Here is a 21,162-nt window from a genome sequence, read left to right as displayed (position 1 = left end):
GCGCATCCGACACCATGCATCCGCTCATCATCCTCGGCTTCTGCCTCATGGTCGCCTGCTGCGTCGTCAGCGGCATCGACGTCTTCCGCACCATCCGCGAGGGACGCGACCCCGAGCGGCGGATGCGCTCGTTCCTGCTGGCCGCGGGCCTCCTCATCGGCGGCGGCATCCTCGTCATCATCGGCCTCACCGCCGGCTGATGACGAGAGGGGCCCCACCGTGCGGTGGAGCCCCTCCCAGGATCGAGCGTCAAGCCTGCGGCGAGCCGGCCTCCGGGCCGTCGGCGAGACCGCCGGAGGGCTGGTCGGCCGGGCGCGGCGGCGCGTCGATCGCGGTGTCCTCCGCGTCCGGGATCCACAGGTCGTCGTCGGCGCGCAGGGTCTGCCAAGCGGCGTACGCGGCGCTGACCACGGCGACAGCCCCGACACCGATGAGCACCCACTGGAACGCGTTGGGACCCGACTTCGCGGATCGCGCGGGCGCGACCTCGGGAACGGTCGCGTAGCGGCGCACGCTGTCGATCGCGCTCTTCACGCGGTCGTCCTTCGCGATCTGCGCCATGGCGGCGAAGGAGCCGAGCCCCGATGCGATCGCCGGCACGACCTGCTTGTTCCAGCCGCGCGTCGCGCTCGCGAGCCCGTTGCGCGAGGCGTCGACGCCGCGGTGCAGCGCGTGCTCGGCGGCGGGCAGCAGCGACTCGTTGCCGTAGGCGCGCGCCTGATCGCGCGCCTCGCGGGCGAGCTCGGCGGCGTGATGGCTCACCACGCGCTGCTCGGCCCAGATCTTGTCGGCCTTCTTGCGGAGCTTCTTGATCTCCTTCGCGCGCTTGCGCGTGAGTTCGAGCGACATGTCAGTCCTTCCGTGGTCGAAGCCTGCGCGTCATCCTTGCACGTTCTCCTGGATGCGTCACCCAGTGCCCGGCGCGGTTTCGCTGTCGTCGAACCGGCCCCTCCCGCCGGCCCCGCGCGGGCCGCCCTGTGGGAGGATCGAGCCATGGCTCACCACACCGCTGTCGCGACGATCCGCACCAACCACGGCGAGATCAAGGTCAACCTCCTCGGCGACCACGCCCCCGCCACCGTGAAGAACTTCGTCGAGCTCGCCACGGGCGCTCGCGAGTGGACGCACCCGGGCACGGGCGAGACGTCGACCGCGCCGCTCTACGACGGCGTCGTCTTCCACCGCATCATCCCCGACTTCATGATCCAGGGCGGCGACCCGCTCGGCCAGGGCGTCGGCGGCCCCGGCTACCAGTTCGACGACGAGATCCACCCCGACCTCACCTTCAACGCGCCCTACGTGCTCGCCATGGCGAACGCCGGCAAGGTCGGCGGCCGCGGCACGAACGGCTCGCAGTTCTTCATCACGACGGTCGCGACCCCCTGGCTGCAGGGCAAGCACACGATCTTCGGCCTCGTCGAGGACGAGGCGTCGCAGCGCGTCGTCGACGCGATCCAGGCCGTGCCGACCGACGGCCGCGACAAGCCCCTCGAGGACGTCGTGATCGAGACCATCGAGATCCAGCAGGCCTGAGCGCACGGTGGCCGCCTCACCGCCCGCAGATCGGTGCTACCGGCACCCTGATCGCATCAGCTGGGTGCTGTGCTCGCGCTGCGGGCGCACCGTCTGCGGGGAGTGCCAGCAGCAGGCGCCGGTCGGCGTCCGCTGCCCGGAGTGCGTGCGCGAGCTCGCCGAGGAGCAGCGCGCGCTGCACCAGCGGACGCGCGTCGCCAGCGGTGCGCCGCGCACGCGCGGCGGCCAGCTGCTGCGGCAGTGGCTCGCGCAGCCGTCGCCCGTCACGCTCGCGCTGGTCGCCGTCACGACGCTCGTCGGCGTGCTGCAGGTGCTGCCGGGCGACCTCTCGGTGCACCTCATGTACTTCCTGGGCTACTCGCTCGTCGAGCCCTGGCGCTTCCTCACGTACGCCTTCGTGCACGCGAGCGTGCTGCACCTCGCGTTCAACATGCTCGTGCTGTTCATGGTGGGGCCCTCGATCGAGCAGCGCATCGGCAGGCTCCCGTTCCTCGCCGCCTACCTCGTGAGCGCCGCCGGCGCCGCGGTCGCGGTCGCGTGGTTCACGCCGATGTCGGCGGTCGTCGGCGCCTCGGGCGCGATCTACGCCCTCTTCGGCATGGCGATCGGCATGCAGCGCATGCTCGGCCGCGTGCAGCCGGCGCTGCTGCTGATCGTGGGCATCAACCTCGTGATCACGTTCCTGTTCAGCAGCATCTCGTGGCCCGCGCACGTCGGCGGGCTCGTCATCGGGCTCGCGCTCGGCTTCGGCATCGGGCTCGTGCACCAGCGGATGCGCGGAGATCAGGCGGCGAAGGCCGCGTGGCTCGTCATCGGGGTCGTCGCGCTCGCGCTCGCCGGGCTCTTCGCCCTGCGCGTCGCGCTCATCCTCTGAGCGTCAGCTCTCCACAGTTTCATCCACAGCTGGGGAGAACTACACCGGTGTAACTCGGCGCTACTTCCACCGGGTGGTCATGATGAAGCCGATGAACATCACGGCGAAGCCGATCACGATGTTCCACGAGCCGAGCGCGGGCACCGGCAGCGTCGTGTTCGAGATGTAGTAGACGATCACCCACAGGAAGCCGACGATCATGAAGCCGAACATGACCGGCTTGAACCAGGCGGGGTTGCGCTGCTCGTCGTGCGGGTTGCGCTCGCGGCCCTTCGCCGCCGCCTTCTTGCTCGCGGCGGACGCCTTGTCGACCGACTTCTCGCTGGGGCTCATAGCACCCCATGCTAATGCAGGCACCGCCTAGGATTGTCGCTGTGGCCGGGCACCAGGGGGAGCGGCGGCGCCGACCCCGGCGCCGCGCGACCGTCGCGAGCGTGCTCGGCGAGCTGCTGCTGACGGCAGGGGTCCTCGCGCTCGGCTACGCGGGCTGGCAGCTGTGGCTCTCCGACGCCGTGCTCGGCGCGCAGCAGCAGGCGGCCGGGCAGTCGTTCGCCGCCGAGCTCGGGCCCGACGCGATCGCCGCGCCCGACACGGCGCTGCGGCCCGCAGCGAGCGCCGAGCCGGAGCCGGAGATGCCCGCGGAGGCGGCGGTGGCCGATCGCGCCTCCTTCGCCGTCATGTACATCCCGAGGCTCGGGCAGTTCGAGCGCGTGGTCGGCGAGGGCACGAGCCGCGCGGTGCTCGACTCGCTCGAGCAAGGCCTCGCGCACTACAGCGCCTCCGCGATGCCCGGGCAGCTCGGCAACTTCGCCGTCGCGGGGCACCGCAACGGGCAGGGCGGCCCGTTCACCCACCTCGACGAGATGCGCATCGGCGACCGCATCTACGTCAAGACCGCCGAGGCCTGGTACGTCTACGAGTTCCGCAACCACGAGTACGTCGCGCCCACGGGCGTCGGGGTGGTCGAGCCCGTGCCGCAGCAGCCGCAGACCCCCGCCGACGGGCGCTACCTCACGCTCACGACCTGCAACCCCGAGTGGTCGTCCGCCGGCCGGCTCATCGCCTACGCGACGTTCGTCGGCTGGCAGCCCCTCGAGGACGGCATGCCGCTCGCGCTCGCCGAGTCCCTGGGGCGGGCCTGATGTACGCCGCGCTGTGGCGCGCCCTCCCCGGCCCGTGGCCGGTGCGCCTGCTCATCGTGCTCGTGCTGCTCGCCGCCGTCGCCTACCTGCTCGTCTTCCACGTGTACCCGTGGGTGATGCAGGAGTTCTTCCCCACGCCCGACCCGGTGCTCGACGCGCACCGCTCCGCACTCCCAGGAGGGCCCGCATGACCCGCATCCTCGTCGTCGACAACTTCGACTCCTTCGTCTACACGCTCGCCGGCTACCTGCAGGAGCTCGGCGCCGAGGTGACGGTCGTGCGCAACGACGAGGTCGACGCATCCGCCATCGGCGAGTGGGATGCCGTGCTGCTCTCGCCCGGGCCCGGCGCCCCGGCGGATGCGGGGGTCTCCATCCCGATGGTGCACGCCGCGATCGAGACCGGCACCCCGCTGCTCGGCGTCTGCCTCGGCCACCAGGCGATCGCCGAGGCGCTCGGCGGCGTCGTGACGCACGCGCCCGAGCTCATGCACGGCAAGACGAGCCAGGTCGAGCACGACGGCACGACCGTCTTCGAGGGCCTCCCGAGCCCGGTGACGGCGACGCGCTACCACTCGCTCGCGATCGTCGACGGCACAGTGCCGGATGCGCTGCGCGTGACCGCGCGCACGGTCCCGGATGCGCCGGATGCCGACGGCGTCATCATGGCGGTCGAGCACCGCGAGGCGCCGGTGTGGGGCGTGCAGTTCCACCCCGAGTCGGTGCTGACCGAGGGCGGCTACCGCATGCTCGGCAACTGGCTCGAGGCCGCCGGCCTCGCGGGCGCGGCCGAGCTCGCGGCCGGCCGGGCGCCGCTCATGACGCTCGCGCCGCCGCCCGACCACGCCCGCTGAGCGCACCGGGCCTCGGACGGCTCGCGGAGCGCCCGGCCGTCACGGCACGCGCATGGTCATCACGGCACGCGTGGGACCGGTGATGCGACGTCAGCCGTCGTCGCCGCCCCCGCCGCCGCCGTTGCCGGGGCCGTTGCCGCCCCCGTTGTTGCCGCCGCCGTTGCCGTTGCCGCCGCCCGAGTTGCTCGGCGAGGGCTCGGGGTCGGGCTGCGGTGCCGGTTGCGGGGCGGGCTGCGGCGAGCCGTTGCAGTAGAGGATCGTGATGGTGCTGCCCTGGGGCTGCTCACCGATGAGCGACTGCTCGCGCACCGTGCCGTCCGAGAGGCAGCTGAGCGTGAAGCGCCGCTCGACGGTGAGGCCAGCCGCCTGCAGCTCCTCGACCGCAGCGGCGATGGGGCTGCCCACGACGTCGGGCACCTCGACGCGGCCGTTCGAGAGCACGAGGTTGATGATCGCGCCCTGCGACACGCTCGTGCCGGCGCTCGGGTCGGTGCTGATGACGTGGTCGGCCTGCACCGTCGGCGAGGAGTCCCTCGTGATCTCGCCGACCGTGTAGCCGGCCGACTCGAGCGCCTGCCGCGCCTGCGCCTCGGTGAGGTTCGCGACGCTCATGAGCGGTTCGGGCGGTGGACCGTTCGAGACCACGAGCTGCACCGTCGACCCCGGGGCGATGCTCACGCCTGCCTCCGGCTCGGTGCGCAGCACCGTCCCGGCGGGCGCGTCGTCGATCGTGCGGCGCACCTCGGCCCTGAGGCCCTCGGCGTCGATCGTCGCGATCGCCTCGTCCTCCTGGGCGCCGACGACGTCGGGCACGGGGGTCGACAGGCCGGCGATCGGCAGGTTGCCGAGGCTGAAGGCCCAGACGCCCGCGCCGACGACGAGCACGCCGATGAGCACCGCGGCGGCCCACAGCCACACGAGGTGCGGTCGTCGGCGGCGCTCCTGCGCGGCTTCGGCCTGCGCCTCGGTCTCGGGCTCGTCGACGTGGAGGGCCGCGAACATCGTCGTCGCCGCGCCGATCTCGATCGGCGCGGTCGTCGGCCGGTCGAGCGGCACGAGCACGCCGGCGAGGGCGTCGTCGAGCGCCTGCTTGAACTCGGTCGCGGTCTGGAAGCGGTCCTCGCGCGGCTTCTGCAGCGCCTTCGCGACCACCGAGTCCATCTCGGGCGTGATGCCCGGCGTGATCGACGAGGTGGTCGGCGGCTCCTCGGCGACGTGCTGGTACGCGATGCCGACCGGGGTGTCCGACTGGAACGGCGGCTGGCCCGTCAGCAGCTCGAAGAGCACGACGCCGGTCGAGTAGAGGTCGGTGCGAGCGTCGACCGACTCGCCGCGGGCCTGCTCGGGCGAGAAGTAGCCCGCGGTGCCGAGGATCGTGCCGGTCTCGGCGACGTTGGCGCTCGTCTCGCTCACGGCGCGCGCGATGCCGAAGTCCATCACCTTGATCTGGCCGCCCGGCGTCACCATGACGTTGCCGGGCTTGATGTCGCGGTGCACGATGCCGGCGCGGTGCGAGTACTCGAGGGCGGTGAGGATGCCCTTCGTGATGCGCACCGCCTCCGCCTCCGGCAGCGGACCCTCCGCGATGATGTCCTTGACCATCCGGCCGTCGACGTACTCCATGACGATGTACGGCACGGCCGCCGGCTCGCCGTGGGCATCGGTCGTCGGCTCCTCGCCGGCGTCGAACACGCGCACCACGGTCGGATGCGACATGCGGGCCGCCGACTGCGCCTCCTGCCGGAAGCGCGTGCGGAACTCCGGATCCTTCGAGAGCTCGGGCTTCAGCAGCTTGACGGCGACCTGCCGGTCGAGCCGCGTGTCGCGCGCGAGGTGCACCTGGGCCATGCCGCCCTGGCCGATGAGCTCGCCGATCTCGTACCGGTCGCCGAGGGTCCGCAGCGACGCGATGATGCTGTCGGTCATCGCAGCTCCTTCCCTCGTGCGTGCCGGTGCCGATGGCCCCCGGCAGTGGCAGGGGGATCGGTCGATTCTACGTCACGCGCCGATCACGGCCCGTCCGAGGGCTCGACGGGCAGGGTGACCGTGGGCTCGGGCGTGGGCTCCGGCGTGGGCGTCTCCTCGGGCGACGCCTGCATCGTCAGCGCCGGCGACGCGCCGCTCGTGAGCGTCTCGCCGCCGTCGATCCCGCAGCGGTACGCGTAGGAGATGAGGTTGTCGCCGGTGGGCATCTGCGTGATGTTGAGGCGGGCGCCGTTGACCTGCAGCGTCTCCTCCTCGCCGTTCGCCCACATGATCGTCACGTCGTAGCCGGCGAGGGTGTAGCCCGCCGGGCACGTCGCGGCATCCCACTCGACCGTGTACGGCTGCCCGGTGCGGAGGTCGGTCTCGTCCGCGCCGTCCGCCATCCGCGGCGGCGTGGTCGGATCCTGGATCGCGGTGACGGGCGCGTGGATCGTGCCGGTCACGGTCGAGCCCTCGGCGATGGGGCCGGTGGGGTCGACCGCGTAGATGCGCGCGACGTCGCCCGTGCTCGTGGCGGGGTCGCCGGTCTGCACGCTCGCGACGAGCCCGAGGTCCTCGATCGCGCTGCGGAACTCGGCTTCGGTCATGCCGATGAAGTCGGATGCGTCGACCGTGACCGTCGGCGTCTCCTCCGGAGCCTGCGAGGTCTCGGTCGCCGCGGGCGGGCTCTGCTGGCCGTTGATGAGCATCATCGCGATCGCGACGCCCGCGGCCACGAGCAGCACGGCGAGGATGACGACGGGCCAGATCCACGGGTTGGTGCGGCGCCGCTCCTGCGTGCGCTGCGCAGTCGTCGCCGCGACCGGCAGCGCAGCCGTCGCGGGGCTCGACTGCGTCGTGATGACGCGCGTGGCGGCCTGCGTCGGCGAGTCGATCGTCGCGAACGAGTCGGTGGATGCGATGCCCGGCACGATCGCTGCCGCGCCGGCGATGTCGCCGCGGCGCAGCATGGTCGCGGCTCGCGAGAGGTGCGCGGCCGACGTCGGGCGGTCGGCCGGCGTCTTCGCGATGCACGAGAGCACGAGGTTGCGGACGGGCTCCGGCACGGTGCCCGGGAGGTCCGGCGGCGCGTCGTTGATGTGCGCCATCGCGATCGCGACCTGCGACTCGCCCGTGAACGGGCGGCGGCCGGCGAGGGCCTCGTAGGCCACGATGCCGAGCGAGTAGATGTCGGTCGACGGGGCCGCCTGCTGCCCCGAGGCCTGCTCGGGGGAGAGGTACTGCACCGTGCCCATGACCTGGCCGGTCGCGGTGAGCGGCACCTGGTCGGCGATGCGCGCGATGCCGAAGTCGGTGATCTTCACCCGGCCCTCGGGCGTGATGAGCAGGTTGCCGGGCTTGATGTCGCGGTGCACGAGGCCGGCCTGGTGGGCGGCGTGCAGCGCGGCCGAGGTCTGCGCGACGATGTCGAGCACCTTGTCGGCCGAGAGCGTGCGGTCGCGGTCGAGGATCGCGCTGAGCGGCTCGCCGGGCACGAGCTCCATCACGAGGAAGGCGCTGCCCTCCTCCTCGCCGTAGTCGAAGACGTTGGCGATGCCCTCGTGGTTGACGAGCGCGGCGTGGCGGGCCTCGGCGCGGAAGCGCTCGAGGAAGCCCGGGTCGCCCATGTACTCGTCCTTGAGGATCTTGAGCGCGACGGTGCGCCCGATCACCTGATCGGTCGCCTGCCAGACCTCGCCCATGCCGCCGATGGCGATCCGGCTGGTCAGCTGGTATCGCCCACCGAAGGTGAGTCCGCTGGATGGTCTCATGAGTTCAGCACCGCCTCGATCACTGCTCTCCCGATTGGTGCGGCGATCACGTTAGAAGTATCACCGACGATGTTCTCATCCGGCACGACCACGACGGCGACTGCCACGCTCCGGTCGTCCCGCTCCCCGTAGCCCGTGAACCACAGGTTGAAGGGCTCGTTGTTCTCGCCCGTCTCCGCCGTCCCCGTCTTGCCGCCGACGGTGACGCCCGGGATCTGCGCGTTCGTCGCGAGGCCGTCGGTCACCGCGAGCTCCATCGCGCCGCGCATCTCTGCGGCCATGCTCGCCGAGATCGGGTTGCCCATGATGGTCGGCTCCGGGTCGGAGGTGACGTCGAGGTTGGGGGCCAGCACGCGGTCGACCATGTTGGGCCGCATCATCGTGCCGTCGTTCGCGATCGCCGCGGTCGTCATCGCGATCTGCAGCGGCGTGACCCGCACGTCCCACTGGCCGAAGCCCGTGAGCATCGTCTGCGCGTCGTCGAGGTTCGTCGGGTAGCGGCTCGGCGTCACCGGGAGCGGGATGTCGAAGCCCTGGCCGTAGCCGAAGGCCGCGGCCTGCTGCGCGATCGCATCCTGGCCGAGGTCGAGCGCGAGCTGGGCGAAGGGGATGTTGCACGAGAGGATGAACGCCGTCTCGAGCGTGACCGTCTCGCCGGGGCCGCACGTGTCGCGGGATGCGTTGCGCACGACCGCGGAGGACTGCGGCAGCTGCAGCTCTGCGGGGTTCTCGAACTCCGACTCGAGGTCGTACTCGCCCGACTCGAGCGCGGCCGCGAGCACGAGCACCTTGAACACCGAGCCCGGGAAGTAGAGGTCGCCGGCGATCGTGCGGTTGAAGAGCGGGTCGTCCGGGTCGCTCAGCAGCTGGTTGTAGACCTCGGTGACCGCCGCGGTGTTGTGGCTCGCGAACGGATTGGGGTCGAACGTCGGGCTCGAGACCATCGCGAGCACGTCGCCCGTGTCGGGATCGAGCGCGATGACCGCGCCCTCCCGGTCGCCGAGCGCATCCGACGCCGCCTGCTGCACGTCGTGGTCGATCGTGAGCTCGACCGACGAGCCCGCAGGGTCCTGCCCGGTGATCGTCGCGAGGACCTGGTCGAGGAACTGGCTGTTGGCCGTGCCCGTGAGCTCCTCGTTCATCGCGCCCTCGATGCCGGTGTTGCCCTGGCCGAGGGTGTTGTAGCCGGTGATGTGGGCGTAGAGCGGCCCCATCGGGTACTCGCGCTGCCACTCGTACTCGTCGTCGGAGGGCGACGAGAGCGCGACCTGCACGCCGTCGACGACGATCGAGCCGCGCTCGACCGCGAACGAGTCGTAGAGCGTGCGGGTGTTGCGCGCGTCGGCGTGCAGCGCGTCGGTCTGCACGGCCTGGATCATCGTCGACGAGCCGAAGAGCCCGATGAACATCACGAGCAGCAGCGTGCTCACGCGCCGGATCGGGCGGCGCATGCTCGCCTCCCTCTCGGTGCCGGTCATACGATCCCCCTTCCGCGCACGGAGTCGCTCAGTCGCAGCAGCAGCGCGACGATCAGCCAGTTGGCCAGCAGCGACGATCCGCCGGCGGCCAGGAACGGCGTCGTGAGGCCCGTCAGCGGGATGAGCCGCGTGACGCCGCCGACGACGATGAACACCTGCAGCCCGATGACGAACGCGAGGCCGACGCCGAGCAGCTTCGTGAAGTCGTCGGGGCCCTGGAAGCCGATGCGCATGCCGCGCGAGACGAGCACGAGGTAGAGGCCCAGGATCGCGAAGATGCCGGCGAGGCCGAGCTCCTCGCCGAGCGACGGGATGATGTAGTCGCTGTTGGCGTAGGGCGTGATGTCGGGGCGGCCGAGCCCGAGCCCGGTGCCGAGCAGGCCGCCGTGCGCCATCCCGAACACGCCCTGCACGATCTGGTACGAGCCGCCCTGCGCCTCGTAGACGCTCTGGTCGAATGCGTGGATCCACGCGTGGATGCGGCGCTGCACGTAGCCGAGCGCGAAGTAGGCGACGACGCCGCCGACAGCGACGAGCCCGAGCCCGATGACCATCCACGACCGGCGCCCGGTCGCGACGTAGATCATCACGAGGAAGAGGCCGAAGTAGAGCATCGAGGTGCCGAGGTCGCGCTGGAAGACGAGCACGAGCATGCACATCGCCCACACGATGAGGATCGGGCCGAGGTCGCGCACGCGCGGGAAGCGGATGCCGAGCACCTTGCGGCCGACGACCGAGAGGGAGTCGCGCGCCGTCATGAGGTAGCCGGCGAAGAAGATTGCGAGGGCGATCTTGGCGAGCTCGCCCGGCTGGAACGAGAGCGGCCCGAGGCTGATCCACACGGTCGCGCCGTTGATGGTGCGGCCGATGCCCGGGATGAGCGGCAGCACCAGCAGGATGAAGGCGACCGCCATCGCGAGGTAGCGGTAGCGCGCGAGCACGCGGTGGTTGCGCACGGCGACGATCGCGACGATCGCGACGAGCAGCGCCATCGCGGTCCAGGCCATCTGGCGCACCGATGCGGCATCCCAGCCGGTGAAGCCGTCGGCGATGTCGATGCGGTAGATCATCGCGATGCCGAGGCCGTTGAGCGCCGTCGCGACGGGGAGGATGATCGCGTCGGCCTCGCGCGCGACGACGCGCAGCGTGATGTGGAGCGCGAGCGTGAGCAGGCCGAGCATCGCCGCGAGCTGCAGCGGGAACGTGTCGACGCGCTGCAGCGCGCCGAGCTGCACGAGCACCATCGCGCCGCCGCCGATGACCCACGCGAGGATCAGCAGGAAGAGCTCGAGGTTGCGCAGCTTCGCGGGGTTGCGGATGCGCACCTTGATCGCCTCGGTGGCGTCGCGCAGCTGCACGATGCCGGTCTGCAGCGCGTTCTGCTGGGTGGGAGCGGAGGGGTTGCTCACGGCGAACGCTCCAATCGCTCGATCACGGCCTGCGCGGCCTCCAGCGACGGCGCCGAGATCGTCTGCTCGACGTTGCGCTGGTTGAAGGGGGAGAGGTCGTCGACGGCGATGCCGGTCTGCTCGACCTCGGTCGCGAGCACGAACGGCCCGATCTGCTGCTGGATGCCCTGGTAGATCACGACCTGCCCGGCGTCGTCGACGCCGACGAAGTAGCGATCCTGGGTCCAGCTGTAGAACATCGTCGAGACGACGACCACCGCGGCGATCATGAGCAGCGCGCCGACGCTCCACGTGATGCGGCGCTTCCTGCGCATGGCGCGCTGCTCGGCGAGCAGCTCCTGCAGGAACTCCTCGCTCTCGGGCTCGAAGTGCTCGAACGCCGGCTGCATGCGCGACTGCCGCGGGTGCAGCAGCAGCTGGCCGAGCGAGACCGAGGTGCGCTCGGGCTCGACGGCCTCGTAGCTGATGGGCGCGGCGGCCGAGCCGACGGTCGTGGGCTCGATCGACGAGGAGTGCCGCTCGTCGATGTCGCACAGCACGACCGTGACGTTGTCGGGCGCGCCGCGCGAGAGCGACTCGTTGACGAGCCGCTGCACGGTCGAGGGGGTGTCGAGCCCCTGCGCGAGGATGGTGCGGATGCGCTCCTCGTCGACGTAGCTCGAGAGGCCGTCGGAGCACACGAGCCAGCGGTCGCCCGGCAGGGCGTCGGCGACCAGCGTGTCGATCTCCGGGTTGGTCTCGACGTTGCCGAGCACGCGCATGACGACGTTGCGACGCGGGTGGTGCTCGGCCTCCTCGCGCGTGATGCGGCCGGCGTCGACGAGCTTCTGCACGAACGTGTGGTCGGTCGAGATCTGCTCGAGCGCCCCGACGCGGTAGCGGTAGATGCGGCTGTCGCCGATGTGGGCGATGCCCATCGTGTCGCCCACGCGGATGATGCCGGAGCCGGTCGTGCCCATGCCCGAGAGCTCGGGGTGCTCGAGCATCGCCTGCTGCAGGGCGTCGTTCCCCTCGCGGAGCGCCTGGGCGAGTGCGTCCGCCGCCTCCTTCGCGCTCGCGTACTCGCGGTCGGCCTCTCGCGCGCGGCGGGTGACGATCGCGCTCGCGACGTCGCCGCCCGCGTGGCCGCCCATGCCGTCGGCGACGAAGCACAGGTGCGCGCCGGCGTAGCCGGAGTCCTGGTTCTCGGTGCGGATCCGGCCGACGTGGCTGATCGCTGCGGCGAGGGGTGTGCTCAAGCTAGCGCCTCAGCTCGAACGACGTCGTGCCGATCCGCACGGTGGTGCCGACCGGCACCGGCGTCGACTGGCTGATGCGCTTGCCCTCCACGAAGGTGCCGTTGGTGGAGTCGAGGTCCTGCACGACCCACTGGTCGCGCCAGCGCACGATCTTGGCGTGGTTGTTCGACGTGTAGTCGTCCTTGATCTGCAGGCCGCTCGCCGACGAGCGCCCGATGGAGAGGCCCGTGCTCGGCAGCTCGATCTCGAGCCCCGCGCGCGGGCCCGAGGTCACGACGAGGCGCGTGGCGTCGCCGGATGCGGGGCGGGCGGTGCCAGCGCGCTCGGTCACGGTCGTGGGGGCGTCGCTCGTCGCGCGCGGTGCGGCCGCCGGCGCGCTCGGCGCCTCGCGGGAGCGCTGGTTCTGCACCGCGACCCGCTGGAGCGGCGTGAGCTTCGGGCCGAAGAGGTCGCTGCGCAGCGAGTACAGCACGATGAAGATGAAGAGCCACAGGAGGGCCAGGAAGCCGATCCGGATGATGATGAGGGTCAGCTCGCTCACGGCTGCTCCTTCGACTGGGCCAGCAGGCGATAGACGATGCGCGTCGCGCCGATGTCGATGATCGAGTCGGGCTCGAGGAGGGCGCTCTTGAGCGCACGCCCGTTGAGCGTCGTGCCGTTGGTGGAGCCGAGATCGGTCACCTGTGCGCGCGTGCCGTCCCAGATGATCTCGGCGTGTCGGCGCGAGGCGCCCGCGTCGTCGACCGTGATGTCGGCGTCCGAGCCGCGGCCGATGACGGTGCGGCCGCGCCGCAGCCGGTGGCGCTTGCCCTTGATGTCGACGACCGCGGTCCACACGACCTCGCCGACCTCCGAGTCGGAGGCGATCTCGAGCATCCCCGTCGTCATCCGCTCGTCGGGCTCGAGGCCGAGGTCGATCGGGCCGGGGAAGGAGTAGCCCGACTGGCGGGCGTGCGCCTGCACCGTGCTCGTGAGCTCGTCGAGCAGCGCGTCGCCGAGGCGCCGCAGCCGCTGGAAGTCGGAGGGGGCGAGCCGCACGGTGAGGCGGTTCGGCACCAGGATCCGGTCGCGCGAGACGACCGACGCCTGGGTGTCGAGCTCGCGCTTGAGTGCGCTGGCGATCTCGACGGGCTCGACGCCGGATCGGAACGTCTTCGCGAAGGCGCCGTTGACCGCCTTCTCGAGTCCGCGCTCGATCGAATCCAGGAATCCCATTGCTCGTGCTCACCGCCCTTCAGCCACGTCAGCGTACCCGCCGTGGCTCGGAACCTGATATTCTCGTGTGGTTGCCCGGGCTGCCCCGGGCGTCGCGCGAGTGGCGGAATTGGCAGACGCGCTGGCTTCAGGTGCCAGTGTCCGTACGGACGTGGGGGTTCAAGTCCCCCCTCGCGCACGATCGGCCCCGGGCTCCACCCCGGGGCCGTTCCTCGTCTCCGGCGCTTCGCGCTCGACGGCCGTTCAGAGCTGCAGCACCGCGCGTGCGATCAGGAAGTAGACGACGAGGCCCGCCGCATCCACGAACGTCGTGATGAACGGGTTCGAGAACACCGCCGGGTCGACGCGCACGGCGCGCGCCACGATCGGCATGACGCCGCCGATGCTCGCCGCGAGCGTGCAGACCGCCAGGAGCGTCAGCCCGATGACGAGGCCGACCGACGGGTCGTAGACGAGGCTCGTGACCGCCCAGCCGATGGCGCCGAGCAGGAGGCCCAGCAGCGCGCCGACGCGCAGCTCGCGGGCGAGCACGCGCAGCACGTCGCGGGGCTGCACCTCGTCGAGGGCGAGGGCTCTGGTGACGGTCGTCGCCGCCTGGTTGCCCGTGTTGCCGCCCGTGCCGATGAGCAGCGGCACGAAGAGCGCGAGCACCGTCACCTGCTCGATCGTCGTCTCGAAGACCTCGAGCACCTGCACGGTGAGCGTCGCGCCGATCGCGAGCACGAGCAGCCAGACGACCCGGGAGCGCACGAGGCTGCGGACGGGGGTCGAGAGGTAGGGGCGGCGGAGCGGCTCGGCGCCGCCCTGGCGCGCGGCGTCCTCGCTCTCCTCCTCGGCGAGGATGCGCACGGCGGCCTCGAGGGGGAGGATGCCGACGAGCCGCCGCTCGGCGTCGACGATCGGCATCGCCCGCCGCCCGCGATCGGTGCAGCGGCGCGCGACCTCCTCGGCGTCGTCCGTCGTGCGCGCGGTGGTCGTCCCCCGCATGAGGGCGCTGACGGGCTCGTCGGCGTCGGCCCGCAGCAGGTCGCCGAGCCGCACGACCCCGAGCACGCGGCGCTCGTCGTCGACGACGGGCAGGGCGGCGGCGAGCTCGACCTCGGCCGGGAGCGCGCGGGCGCGATCGAGCGCCTCTGCCGCGCGCATCCCGCCGCGCAGGGTGACGAGCCCGCCGCTCATCCGCCGTCCGACCGAGCCCTTCGGGTAGCCGAGCACGACGGCGGTGCGCTCGCGCTCGTCGTCGGGGAGCCCCCGCAGGAGCCGCTGCGCGACCGTCGCCGGCAGCTCGTCGAGCAGCGGCACGCGCCGCTCGGGATCGAGGTCAGCGAAGACCGCTGCGACCTCCTCGCGCTGCAGGCCCGCGACGAGATCGCGCTGCAGGCTCGGCGGCAGCGCCTCGAACACCTCGAGCGCGACGGGGCGGGGGAGCAGGCGGTAGAGCACGGCGCCGCGCTTCACCGAGAGCCGGCCCAGCGCGGCGACGAGGTCGGCGGCGGGCAGCTCGGCGGCCGCCTCGGCGAGGCCGGCGAGGTCGTCGGACTCGAACGCGCGGTCGACGCGCGCGAGGGCGGCGCTGCGAGGCTGCGGATCGGTCACCCTGCGAGTCTGGCGCATGGGTGCCGACCCGCTGAGCCCTCCGCGCTCACCGCGAGGGTGAGCGCTCCGGGCTCAGGGCTGGAGCACGACCTTGATGCAGCCGTCCTCCTTCTTCTGGAACGTCTCGTAGTACTCCGGCGCCTCCTCGAGCGGCACGAGGTGCGTCGTGAGGTCGCCCGTGCCGAGGGGGTCGGCGGGGTCCTCGACGAGGGGCAGCAGCTCGTCGCGCCACGACTGCACGTTGCACTGCCCCATCCGCAGCGTGATCTGCTTGTCGAACAGCGTCATCATCGGCGTCGGGTCGGCGGAGCCGACGTAGACCCCCGAGAGCGACACCGTGCCGCCGCGGCGCACCGCGTCGAAGGCGGTGTGGAGCGCGGAGAGCCGGTCGAGGCCCGCGTGCCGCATCATCGGCTTCGCGAGCAGGTCGGGCAGCGCGCCCACGAGCTGCTGCGCGGTCGCCGCGCCGGGCGAGCCGTGCGCCTCCATGCCGACGGCGTCGACGATCGCGTCGGGGCCGCGGCCGTCCGTGAGGTCGCGCAGCGCATCGGTCGCATCGTCCATGTCGAGCGTCTCGACGCCGTACCGCTCGGCCATCGCCCGGCGCTCGGGCACCGGCTCGACGGCGAGCACGCGGTGGCCGAGGTGCCGCCCGATCCGGGCGACGAACTGCCCGACGGGACCGAGGCCCATGACGGCGAGCGTGTCGCCCGGCTCGAGCCCCGCGTACGCGACGCCCTGCCACGCGGTGGGGAGGACGTCGCTGAGGAAGAGGTAGCGGTCGTCGGCGAGCTCCGTGCCGACCTTCGTCGCGTTGAAGTCGGCATAGGGGACGCGGAGCCGCTCGGCCTGGCCGCCCGGCACCGAGCCGTAGAGCGACGTGTAGCCGTAGAGGGACGCACCCGTGCCGGAGTGGCGGTTCTGGGTCGTCTCGCACTGGGTCGTGAGCCCCTTCTCGCACATGAAGCACTCGCCGCACGCGATCACGAAGGGGATGACGACCCGGTCGCCGACCTGCAGCCGGGTCACCGCGGCGCCGACCTCCTCGACGATGCCCATCGGCTCGTGCCCGAGGATGTCGCCGCGCTTCAGGAAGGGCGCGAAGAGCTCGTAGAGGTGGAGGTCGGAGCCGCAGATCGCGGTCGAGGTGACGCGGATCACGACGTCGGTGGGCTGCTCGATGCGCGGATCGGGCACCTCTTCCACGGTCACGGTGCGCTTGGACTGCCAGGTGAGTGCTCGCATGGCCGCGACGGTACGCGGGTGGGGTACAGAAGTCGACCCCTCCGGCCGGATGCCCAGCGACCTCGCAGACGACGGATGCGCCCCGCCCTGATGGGCGGAGCGCATCCGTCTTTCATGGCTCAGCGTGCGCCGGGGCCGTCGCCCTTCGCGGCGGCCCGCACCTGCTCGAGCTCGCCGTTGGGGTCGTGCACCTTGCCGATGAGCTCCTCGCCGATCGCGACCCGGTCGAGGTCGTCGTCGCCCGGCACGACGTCGCCGCGGAGGCTGCGGCCCGCGGTCTCGTTGAACGTCCAGATGGCGATGAGGCCGATGATGCCCGCGACCGTCATGTAGAAGCCCGGGATGAGCGTCGAGCCGGTCGACTGGATGAGCGACTCGTTGATGAGGCCCGCCGGGCCGCCGAGCAGCGACGTCGCGACGTTGTAGCCGAGCGCGAAGCCCGCGTAGCGCACCGTCGTCGGGAACAGCGCCGGCAGCGACGCCGAGATGTTGCACAGCAGCATCACGAGGAAGATGCCGAAGATCGCCAGCCCCAGGATCTGCAGCGCGATCACGCCCGTGTCGAGCAGCATGATCGCCGGGATCGAGAAGAGCGTGAAGCCGAGCGCGGCGGTGAGCAGGATGGGCCGCCTGCCGACGCGGTCGGTGAGCGCCCCGAGCGGGATGATCACGACCATCATCACGAGCTGCACCCCGACGAGCATCATGCCCGCCTGGGTCGCGTCCATGTCGAGCGACGTCGTGAGGTAGGTCGGCATGTAGGTGAGCACGAGGTAGAACGCCGTGTTGATGAGCACCGTGATGCCCATGATCTTCAGCAGCTGCTTCGGCTGCTGCGTGACGAGGTCGCGCAGCGTCTGCCAGGCGCTCGTGCGGGTGTCCTGCTCCTTCGCCTCGGTGAAGGTCTCCGAGTCGTGCAGGTTCTTGCGCATGATGAGCGCGACGATGCCGAGCGGCAGGGTCAGCAGGAACGGCAGGCGCCACCAGCCGGCCTCCATGCCCTCGGGGCCGACGATGAGCTCGAGGCCCGTGACGAGGATGGCGGCCATCGAGAAGCCCAGCAGGGTGCCGAACTCGAGGAACGAGCCCCAGAAGCCGCGGCGGTCGTCGGGCGCGTGCTCGGCCATGTAGACGGCGGCCCCGGCGTACTCGCCGCCGGCCGAGAAGCCCTGGATGATGCGCAGGCTGAACAGCAGCAGCGGCGCGAGCCAGCCGACCTGCTCGAAGGTCGGCAGGATGCCGATCGCCGCGGTCGCGAGCGAGATCATCAGGATGGTGAACACGAGCACCTTCTGGCGCCCGATGCGGTCGCCGAGCGGCCCGAGGATGGCGCCCCCGATGGGGCGGATGAGGAACGAGACGGCGAAGCCGAACAGCGCCCACAGCGTGGAGTCCTCGCTGCCGCCGAAGATCTGGCTCGAGAGGTGCACCACGAGGTAGCCGTAGATGCCGTAGTCGAACCACTCGATCGCGTTCCCGGCCATCGCGCCCATGACCGACTTCTTCACGGTCTTGCGCTGGATGGGGGAGAGGTCGAGCTCTCTCGTGATGGGCGGTGGCTCGTGCGCGGGGTGCGCTGCTGCGTGCTCGGTCATGGCCGTGTCCCTTCTGGATGGTGCCTTGGGGGGTCGTGCTTCCGGTCTTGCGTCAGTGCGCGGGCTCGTGCTGGAGGCCCACGAGCATGCGAGTGTACGCGCGGGCCGCTGTGGAGAGGTGGGAGACGAGCACGCGCTCGTCGGGCTGGTGGGCCTGGCCGGTGATGTCGCCGGGACCGAGGATGATCGTGGGGCAGCCGTGGTGGCGCGCGACGAAGCCGCCCTCGCACGCGGCCGTCCACGCCTCGACCGGCGCCGCGACGCCCTCGGCGGCGAGCGCCCCCACCGCGGAGGTGACGAGCGGATGCGTCGGGTCGGTCTCGAAGCCTGGCATCTCCATGAGCAGGCGGGTGCGCGCGGTGCAGCACGCGGCGCCGGGCGCGGCCTGGCGCGACTCGTCGTCGAGCACGTGCGCGATCCCGGCATCGAGCTGCGCGAGCGCGTCGGCGCCGGTCTCGTCCGGCATGAGCCGGCGGTCGACGAGCAGCGTGCAGCGGTCCGGCACGATCGACGTGCCGTGGCCGCCCTCGATCCTGCCGACGCTCCAGGTGGCCGAGCCCAGCAGCCCCGAGGCGCCCTCGCGCATCCGCCGGTGGTCGTCGGCGATCCACGCGGCGACATGCGCCGCCGTCGTGATGGCGCTCGCGCCGTCCTCGGGGCGGCCCGCATGCGCGGCGCGGCCGGCGACCTCGACCTCGAGGTTGGCGGCGCCGCGGCACGCGACCACGACGGCGAGGTCGGTGGGCTCGGCGACGATGCACGCGAGGTAGCGGTGCGGATCCTCGTCGTCGGCAGCGAGGTGCGCCTGGATGCCGGTCGCGAGGTCCTCCTCGTCGGCGGTCACGAGCAGCTCGAGCGGCAGCTCGGGGCACACGGCGCTCACGGCGCCCATCGCCTGCAGGGCCGCGGCGATGCCGCCCTTCATGTCGACCGCCCCGCGCCCGGTGAGCCAGCCGCCCTCGACGCGGGGGTTGAAGGGGTCGGCGCTCCACCCGCTGCCGGCGGGCACGACGTCGCTGTGGCCGAGCATGAGCACGCCGGGGCGCTCGCGGGTGGGCTCGGGGCCGAAGCGGATCGAGAGGTTCGGCCGGTCGGGCGCGGCCATCGTGCGGCGCGTGCGTGCGCCGAGCCGCGACGCGATCGCCTCGAGCACGCGCACGGCGACGAGCTCGGTGCCGCCCGGGTTCTCGCTCGCGGCGAGGATGAGCGACGAGGCGTCCGCGACGATCGTCGCCTCGTCGACGAGGTCGAGCGCGCGCCTGGCGCACGCGTCGCGCGCCGCCGCATCCGTCATGCGTCCTCCAGCACGATGAGCTCGCGCGGCGCGTCGGTGAGGATCTCGACGCCGCGCTCCGCGACCGCGACGGCCTCGCTGATCTCGCACCCGTAGCCGTCCATCCACATGCCGGCGATGATGTGCAGGCACATGCCCGCCTCGACGATCGTCTGGTCGTCGCCGCGGATCGAGACGGTGCGCTCGCCCCAGTCGGGCGGGTAGCCGATGCCGATCGAGTAGCCGAGGCGCGAGGGCTTCTCGATGCCCTCGCGGGCGATGTGCGACTGCCAGATGCCGTGCACCTCGGCGACCGTGAGGCCGGGCCGCAGGCCGTCGAGCACGAGCTGCAGGCCCTCGGCCGCGACGGCGGCGACGCGGGCGAGGCGCGCGTCGGGCCGGCCGAGCGAGAGCGTGCGCGCGAGCGGGGCGTGGTACCGGCGGTGCGCTCCGGCGAGCTCGATCGAGACCGCCTCGCCCGCGTCGAGGCGGCGCGCGCTGAAGGTCATGTGCGGGGTGTCGGCGCTCTCGCCCGTCGGGAGCATCGGCACGATCGCGGGGTAGTCGCCCTCGGCGCCTTCGACGCCGGTGGCCTGCGCGAACTGGATCGCGGCGGCGATGTCGTTGAGGCGCGCGCCCTCGGCGATCGCGTCGATGCCGGCGCGCATGGCGGCGCTCGCGACCCGGCCGGCGGCGCGCATGAGCTCGAGCTCGGCCGGGCTCTTCACGAGCCGCACCCAGTTGACGAGGTCGTGGCCGTCGACGAGCTGCCACTCGGGCAGGCCGCGCTGCAGCGCGAGGAACGAGCGCACCGAGAAGAAGTGGGCCTCGCCCTCGTACCCGACGCGGCCGCGTCGCGCGAAGCCGTGCGCGCGCAGCTGCTCGGCGGCCCAGTCGAAGGGGTGCACGTTGCGCTGGTGCACGAGCGACTCGGGGTAGCCGAGGATGCGCTCGGGCGGCGTCGCGACGGCGGTGCGGTGGGCGCCCCCCGCATCCATCGCCCGCATGATGAGCAGCGGCTCGCCCTCGAGCGGCACGAACAGCAGCTGCGGCATGTAGAACGACCACGCGTCGTAGCCGGTGAGGTAGTGCAGGTTGGCCGGATCGACGACGACGAGCCCGTCGAGGCCCGAGCGGGTCATGCGTGCGCGCGTGCGCGCGAGCCGTTCGGCCAGCTCATCGGGGCTGGGCTGCAACCGCGCCTCCTCACGTCGTGCCGCCACCCTAGTGCGCCCGCCCATGCTGGCCGGGGACGGCGGGCGGGCGGCGCGGCGCGCGCTACTCGATGAGCGGCACGAAGGCGTAGCCGATGCCGTCGGTGCGCGTGCGGGGCCGACCGCCGTGCACGTCGACGACCTGCATCGCGCCCGCGATCGGCGCGACCATGCGGCCGCCCTCGGCGAGCTGGGCGACGAGCGCGTGCGGCATGCGGCCGAAGTCGGCCGAGACGAGGATGCGGTCCCACGGCGCCTCGTCCGGGAGCCCGAGCGCGCCTTTCGTCGCGAGCTCGATGCGCGGCGCGCTCCGGCCGCGCGCTGCGCCGTGCGCGGCGAGGTTGGCCCTGCCCTGCTCGACGAGCTGCGGCACGAGCTCGACCCCGGTGACGTCGGCGCCGAGCTCCGCGAGGATCGCGGTCGTCCAGCCCGAGCCCGCGCCGACGTCGAGCACGCGGTGCCCGGGCCGCGCGTCGAGCAGCTCGAGCATGCGCGCGACGGTCGACGGCTGCGAGTTCGTCGCGTCCCAGCCGATCCCGATCGGCCGGTCGACGCCGGCGAGGTGCCGCACGCTCGGCGGCAGGAAGGTGCGGCGGTCGGCCGCGCGCATCGCCTCGTGCACGCGCCGCACGGTCTCGGCGTCGACGGGCAGCTCCCTCATGCCCCGCACGCTACGCCGCGCGCCCTCGTCGGTCGAGGGCGCGCGGCGGTCGAGCGGGCGCTTGCGCGCGGCGCGGTCTCGGCGGATGCGGAGGGTGCG

At 72.2% G+C, this 21,162-nt stretch carries 21 protein-coding genes and 1 tRNA gene; 7 read left to right on the top strand and 15 right to left on the bottom strand.

Annotation, left to right across the window (positions count from 1 at the left end):
• Nucleotides 1-14 precede the first annotated feature (14 nt).
• On the top strand, nt 15-200 hold the full coding sequence (locus BLT67_RS07450) for a hypothetical protein (protein ID WP_092666433.1): 186 nt from the start codon (nt 15-17) through the stop codon (nt 198-200).
• A 49-nt stretch (nt 201-249) separates the two neighbouring features.
• Here the strand turns inward: BLT67_RS07450 and BLT67_RS07445 are convergent, their stop codons facing one another.
• Nucleotides 250-849, bottom strand: a complete 600-nt coding sequence (locus tag BLT67_RS07445; RefSeq protein ID WP_092666432.1) for a hypothetical protein — start codon at nt 847-849, stop codon at nt 250-252.
• Between the two features lie 144 nt (nt 850-993).
• Here BLT67_RS07445 and BLT67_RS07440 point away from each other — a divergent pair, with 144 nt between their 5' ends.
• On the top strand, nt 994-1,533 hold the full coding sequence (locus BLT67_RS07440; protein WP_092666431.1) for a peptidylprolyl isomerase: 540 nt from the start codon (nt 994-996) through the stop codon (nt 1,531-1,533).
• Between the two features lie 145 nt (nt 1,534-1,678).
• Complete coding sequence (locus BLT67_RS07435; RefSeq protein ID WP_157674269.1) at nt 1,679-2,407, top strand: rhomboid family intramembrane serine protease; 729 nt, start codon at nt 1,679-1,681, stop codon at nt 2,405-2,407.
• Nucleotides 2,408-2,467: 60 nt separating this feature from the next.
• On the opposite strand, the gene BLT67_RS07430 is transcribed toward BLT67_RS07435, so the two are convergent.
• On the bottom strand, nt 2,468-2,740 hold the full coding sequence (locus BLT67_RS07430) for a cell division protein CrgA (protein ID WP_092666429.1): 273 nt from the start codon (nt 2,738-2,740) through the stop codon (nt 2,468-2,470).
• 41 nt (nt 2,741-2,781) lie between these two features.
• Here BLT67_RS07430 and BLT67_RS07425 point away from each other — a divergent pair, with 41 nt between their 5' ends.
• The 3 genes from BLT67_RS07425 to BLT67_RS07415 are packed head-to-tail and all read left to right on the top strand — an operon-like array spanning nt 2,782 to nt 4,402.
• Nucleotides 2,782-3,549 carry a class E sortase gene (locus tag BLT67_RS07425; RefSeq protein ID WP_157674268.1) on the top strand — a complete coding sequence of 256 codons (768 nt, stop codon included), beginning with the start codon at nt 2,782-2,784 and terminating at the stop codon, nt 3,547-3,549.
• Nucleotides 3,549-3,740 (top strand): hypothetical protein, encoded by a 192-nt coding sequence (locus tag BLT67_RS07420; protein ID WP_092666427.1) that lies wholly within the window; start codon nt 3,549-3,551, stop codon nt 3,738-3,740. Before BLT67_RS07425 ends, BLT67_RS07420 begins: the two co-directional genes overlap by 1 nt.
• Nucleotides 3,737-4,402, top strand: a complete 666-nt coding sequence (locus BLT67_RS07415; protein ID WP_092666426.1) for an anthranilate synthase component II — start codon at nt 3,737-3,739, stop codon at nt 4,400-4,402. Before BLT67_RS07420 ends, BLT67_RS07415 begins: the two co-directional genes overlap by 4 nt.
• A gap of 90 nt (nt 4,403-4,492) precedes the next feature.
• Here BLT67_RS07415 and pknB read toward each other — a convergent pair whose 3' ends face one another.
• The 7 genes from pknB to BLT67_RS07380 form a co-directional block, all read right to left on the bottom strand.
• Complete coding sequence (gene pknB, locus BLT67_RS07410) at nt 4,493-6,328, bottom strand: Stk1 family PASTA domain-containing Ser/Thr kinase (RefSeq protein WP_092666425.1); 1,836 nt, start codon at nt 6,326-6,328, stop codon at nt 4,493-4,495.
• 83 nt (nt 6,329-6,411) lie between these two features.
• Entirely contained in the window at nt 6,412-8,139 is a 1,728-nt protein-coding gene (locus tag BLT67_RS07405) for a protein kinase domain-containing protein (protein WP_092666424.1), read from the bottom strand.
• Nucleotides 8,136-9,617 carry a peptidoglycan D,D-transpeptidase FtsI family protein gene (locus BLT67_RS07400; protein WP_231945438.1) on the bottom strand — a complete coding sequence of 494 codons (1,482 nt, stop codon included), beginning with the start codon at nt 9,615-9,617 and terminating at the stop codon, nt 8,136-8,138. The genes BLT67_RS07405 and BLT67_RS07400 overlap by 4 nt, the downstream gene beginning before the upstream one ends.
• Nucleotides 9,614-10,990, bottom strand: coding sequence for an FtsW/RodA/SpoVE family cell cycle protein (locus BLT67_RS07395; protein WP_092667576.1), 1,377 nt, complete (start codon nt 10,988-10,990; stop codon nt 9,614-9,616). Before BLT67_RS07395 ends, BLT67_RS07400 begins: the two co-directional genes overlap by 4 nt.
• Before the next feature lie 32 nt (nt 10,991-11,022).
• Nucleotides 11,023-12,264: a PP2C family protein-serine/threonine phosphatase gene (locus tag BLT67_RS07390; RefSeq protein ID WP_092666423.1), complete on the bottom strand. Its 1,242-nt coding sequence runs from the start codon at nt 12,262-12,264 to the stop codon at nt 11,023-11,025.
• A 1-nt stretch (nt 12,265) separates the two neighbouring features.
• Nucleotides 12,266-12,805 (bottom strand): FHA domain-containing protein FhaB/FipA, encoded by a 540-nt coding sequence (locus tag BLT67_RS07385; RefSeq protein ID WP_092666422.1) that lies wholly within the window; start codon nt 12,803-12,805, stop codon nt 12,266-12,268.
• The gene (locus BLT67_RS07380) at nt 12,802-13,479 is read right to left on the bottom strand and encodes an FhaA domain-containing protein (RefSeq protein ID WP_092666421.1); all 678 of its coding nucleotides are present in this window, start codon (nt 13,477-13,479) and stop codon (nt 12,802-12,804) included. Before BLT67_RS07380 ends, BLT67_RS07385 begins: the two co-directional genes overlap by 4 nt.
• A gap of 94 nt (nt 13,480-13,573) precedes the next feature.
• On the opposite strand from BLT67_RS07380, the gene BLT67_RS07375 reads away from it, so the two are divergent.
• Nucleotides 13,574-13,657: transfer RNA gene (locus tag BLT67_RS07375), tRNA-Leu, on the top strand.
• 65 nt (nt 13,658-13,722) lie between these two features.
• Here BLT67_RS07375 and mgtE read toward each other — a convergent pair.
• From mgtE to BLT67_RS07345, 6 genes are all read right to left on the bottom strand, one after another.
• Nucleotides 13,723-15,075 (bottom strand): magnesium transporter, encoded by a 1,353-nt coding sequence (mgtE, locus tag BLT67_RS07370; protein ID WP_231945437.1) that lies wholly within the window; start codon nt 15,073-15,075, stop codon nt 13,723-13,725.
• A 72-nt stretch (nt 15,076-15,147) separates the two neighbouring features.
• Nucleotides 15,148-16,320, bottom strand: coding sequence for a zinc-dependent alcohol dehydrogenase (locus BLT67_RS07365; RefSeq protein ID WP_092666419.1), 1,173 nt, complete (start codon nt 16,318-16,320; stop codon nt 15,148-15,150).
• 119 nt (nt 16,321-16,439) lie between these two features.
• A complete protein-coding gene (locus tag BLT67_RS07360; RefSeq protein WP_092666418.1) occupies nt 16,440-17,915 on the bottom strand; it encodes an MFS transporter in 1,476 nt (491 codons plus the stop codon).
• Nucleotides 17,916-17,967: 52 nt separating this feature from the next.
• Complete coding sequence (locus BLT67_RS07355) at nt 17,968-19,209, bottom strand: M20 family metallopeptidase (protein ID WP_092666417.1); 1,242 nt, start codon at nt 19,207-19,209, stop codon at nt 17,968-17,970.
• On the bottom strand, nt 19,206-20,384 hold the full coding sequence (locus BLT67_RS07350) for a M24 family metallopeptidase (protein WP_092666416.1): 1,179 nt from the start codon (nt 20,382-20,384) through the stop codon (nt 19,206-19,208). The genes BLT67_RS07355 and BLT67_RS07350 overlap by 4 nt, the downstream gene beginning before the upstream one ends.
• Before the next feature lie 82 nt (nt 20,385-20,466).
• The gene (locus BLT67_RS07345) at nt 20,467-21,063 is read right to left on the bottom strand and encodes a protein-L-isoaspartate O-methyltransferase family protein (protein WP_092666415.1); all 597 of its coding nucleotides are present in this window, start codon (nt 21,061-21,063) and stop codon (nt 20,467-20,469) included.
• Between the last annotated feature and the right edge of the window lie 99 nt (nt 21,064-21,162).

Origin of the sequence: Agrococcus carbonis (assembly GCF_900104705.1) — a bacterium.
In the GTDB taxonomy this organism is placed as follows: Bacteria; Actinomycetota; Actinomycetes; order Actinomycetales; family Microbacteriaceae; genus Agrococcus; species Agrococcus carbonis.
This window is presented reverse-complemented; position numbering and strand designations above follow the sequence as displayed.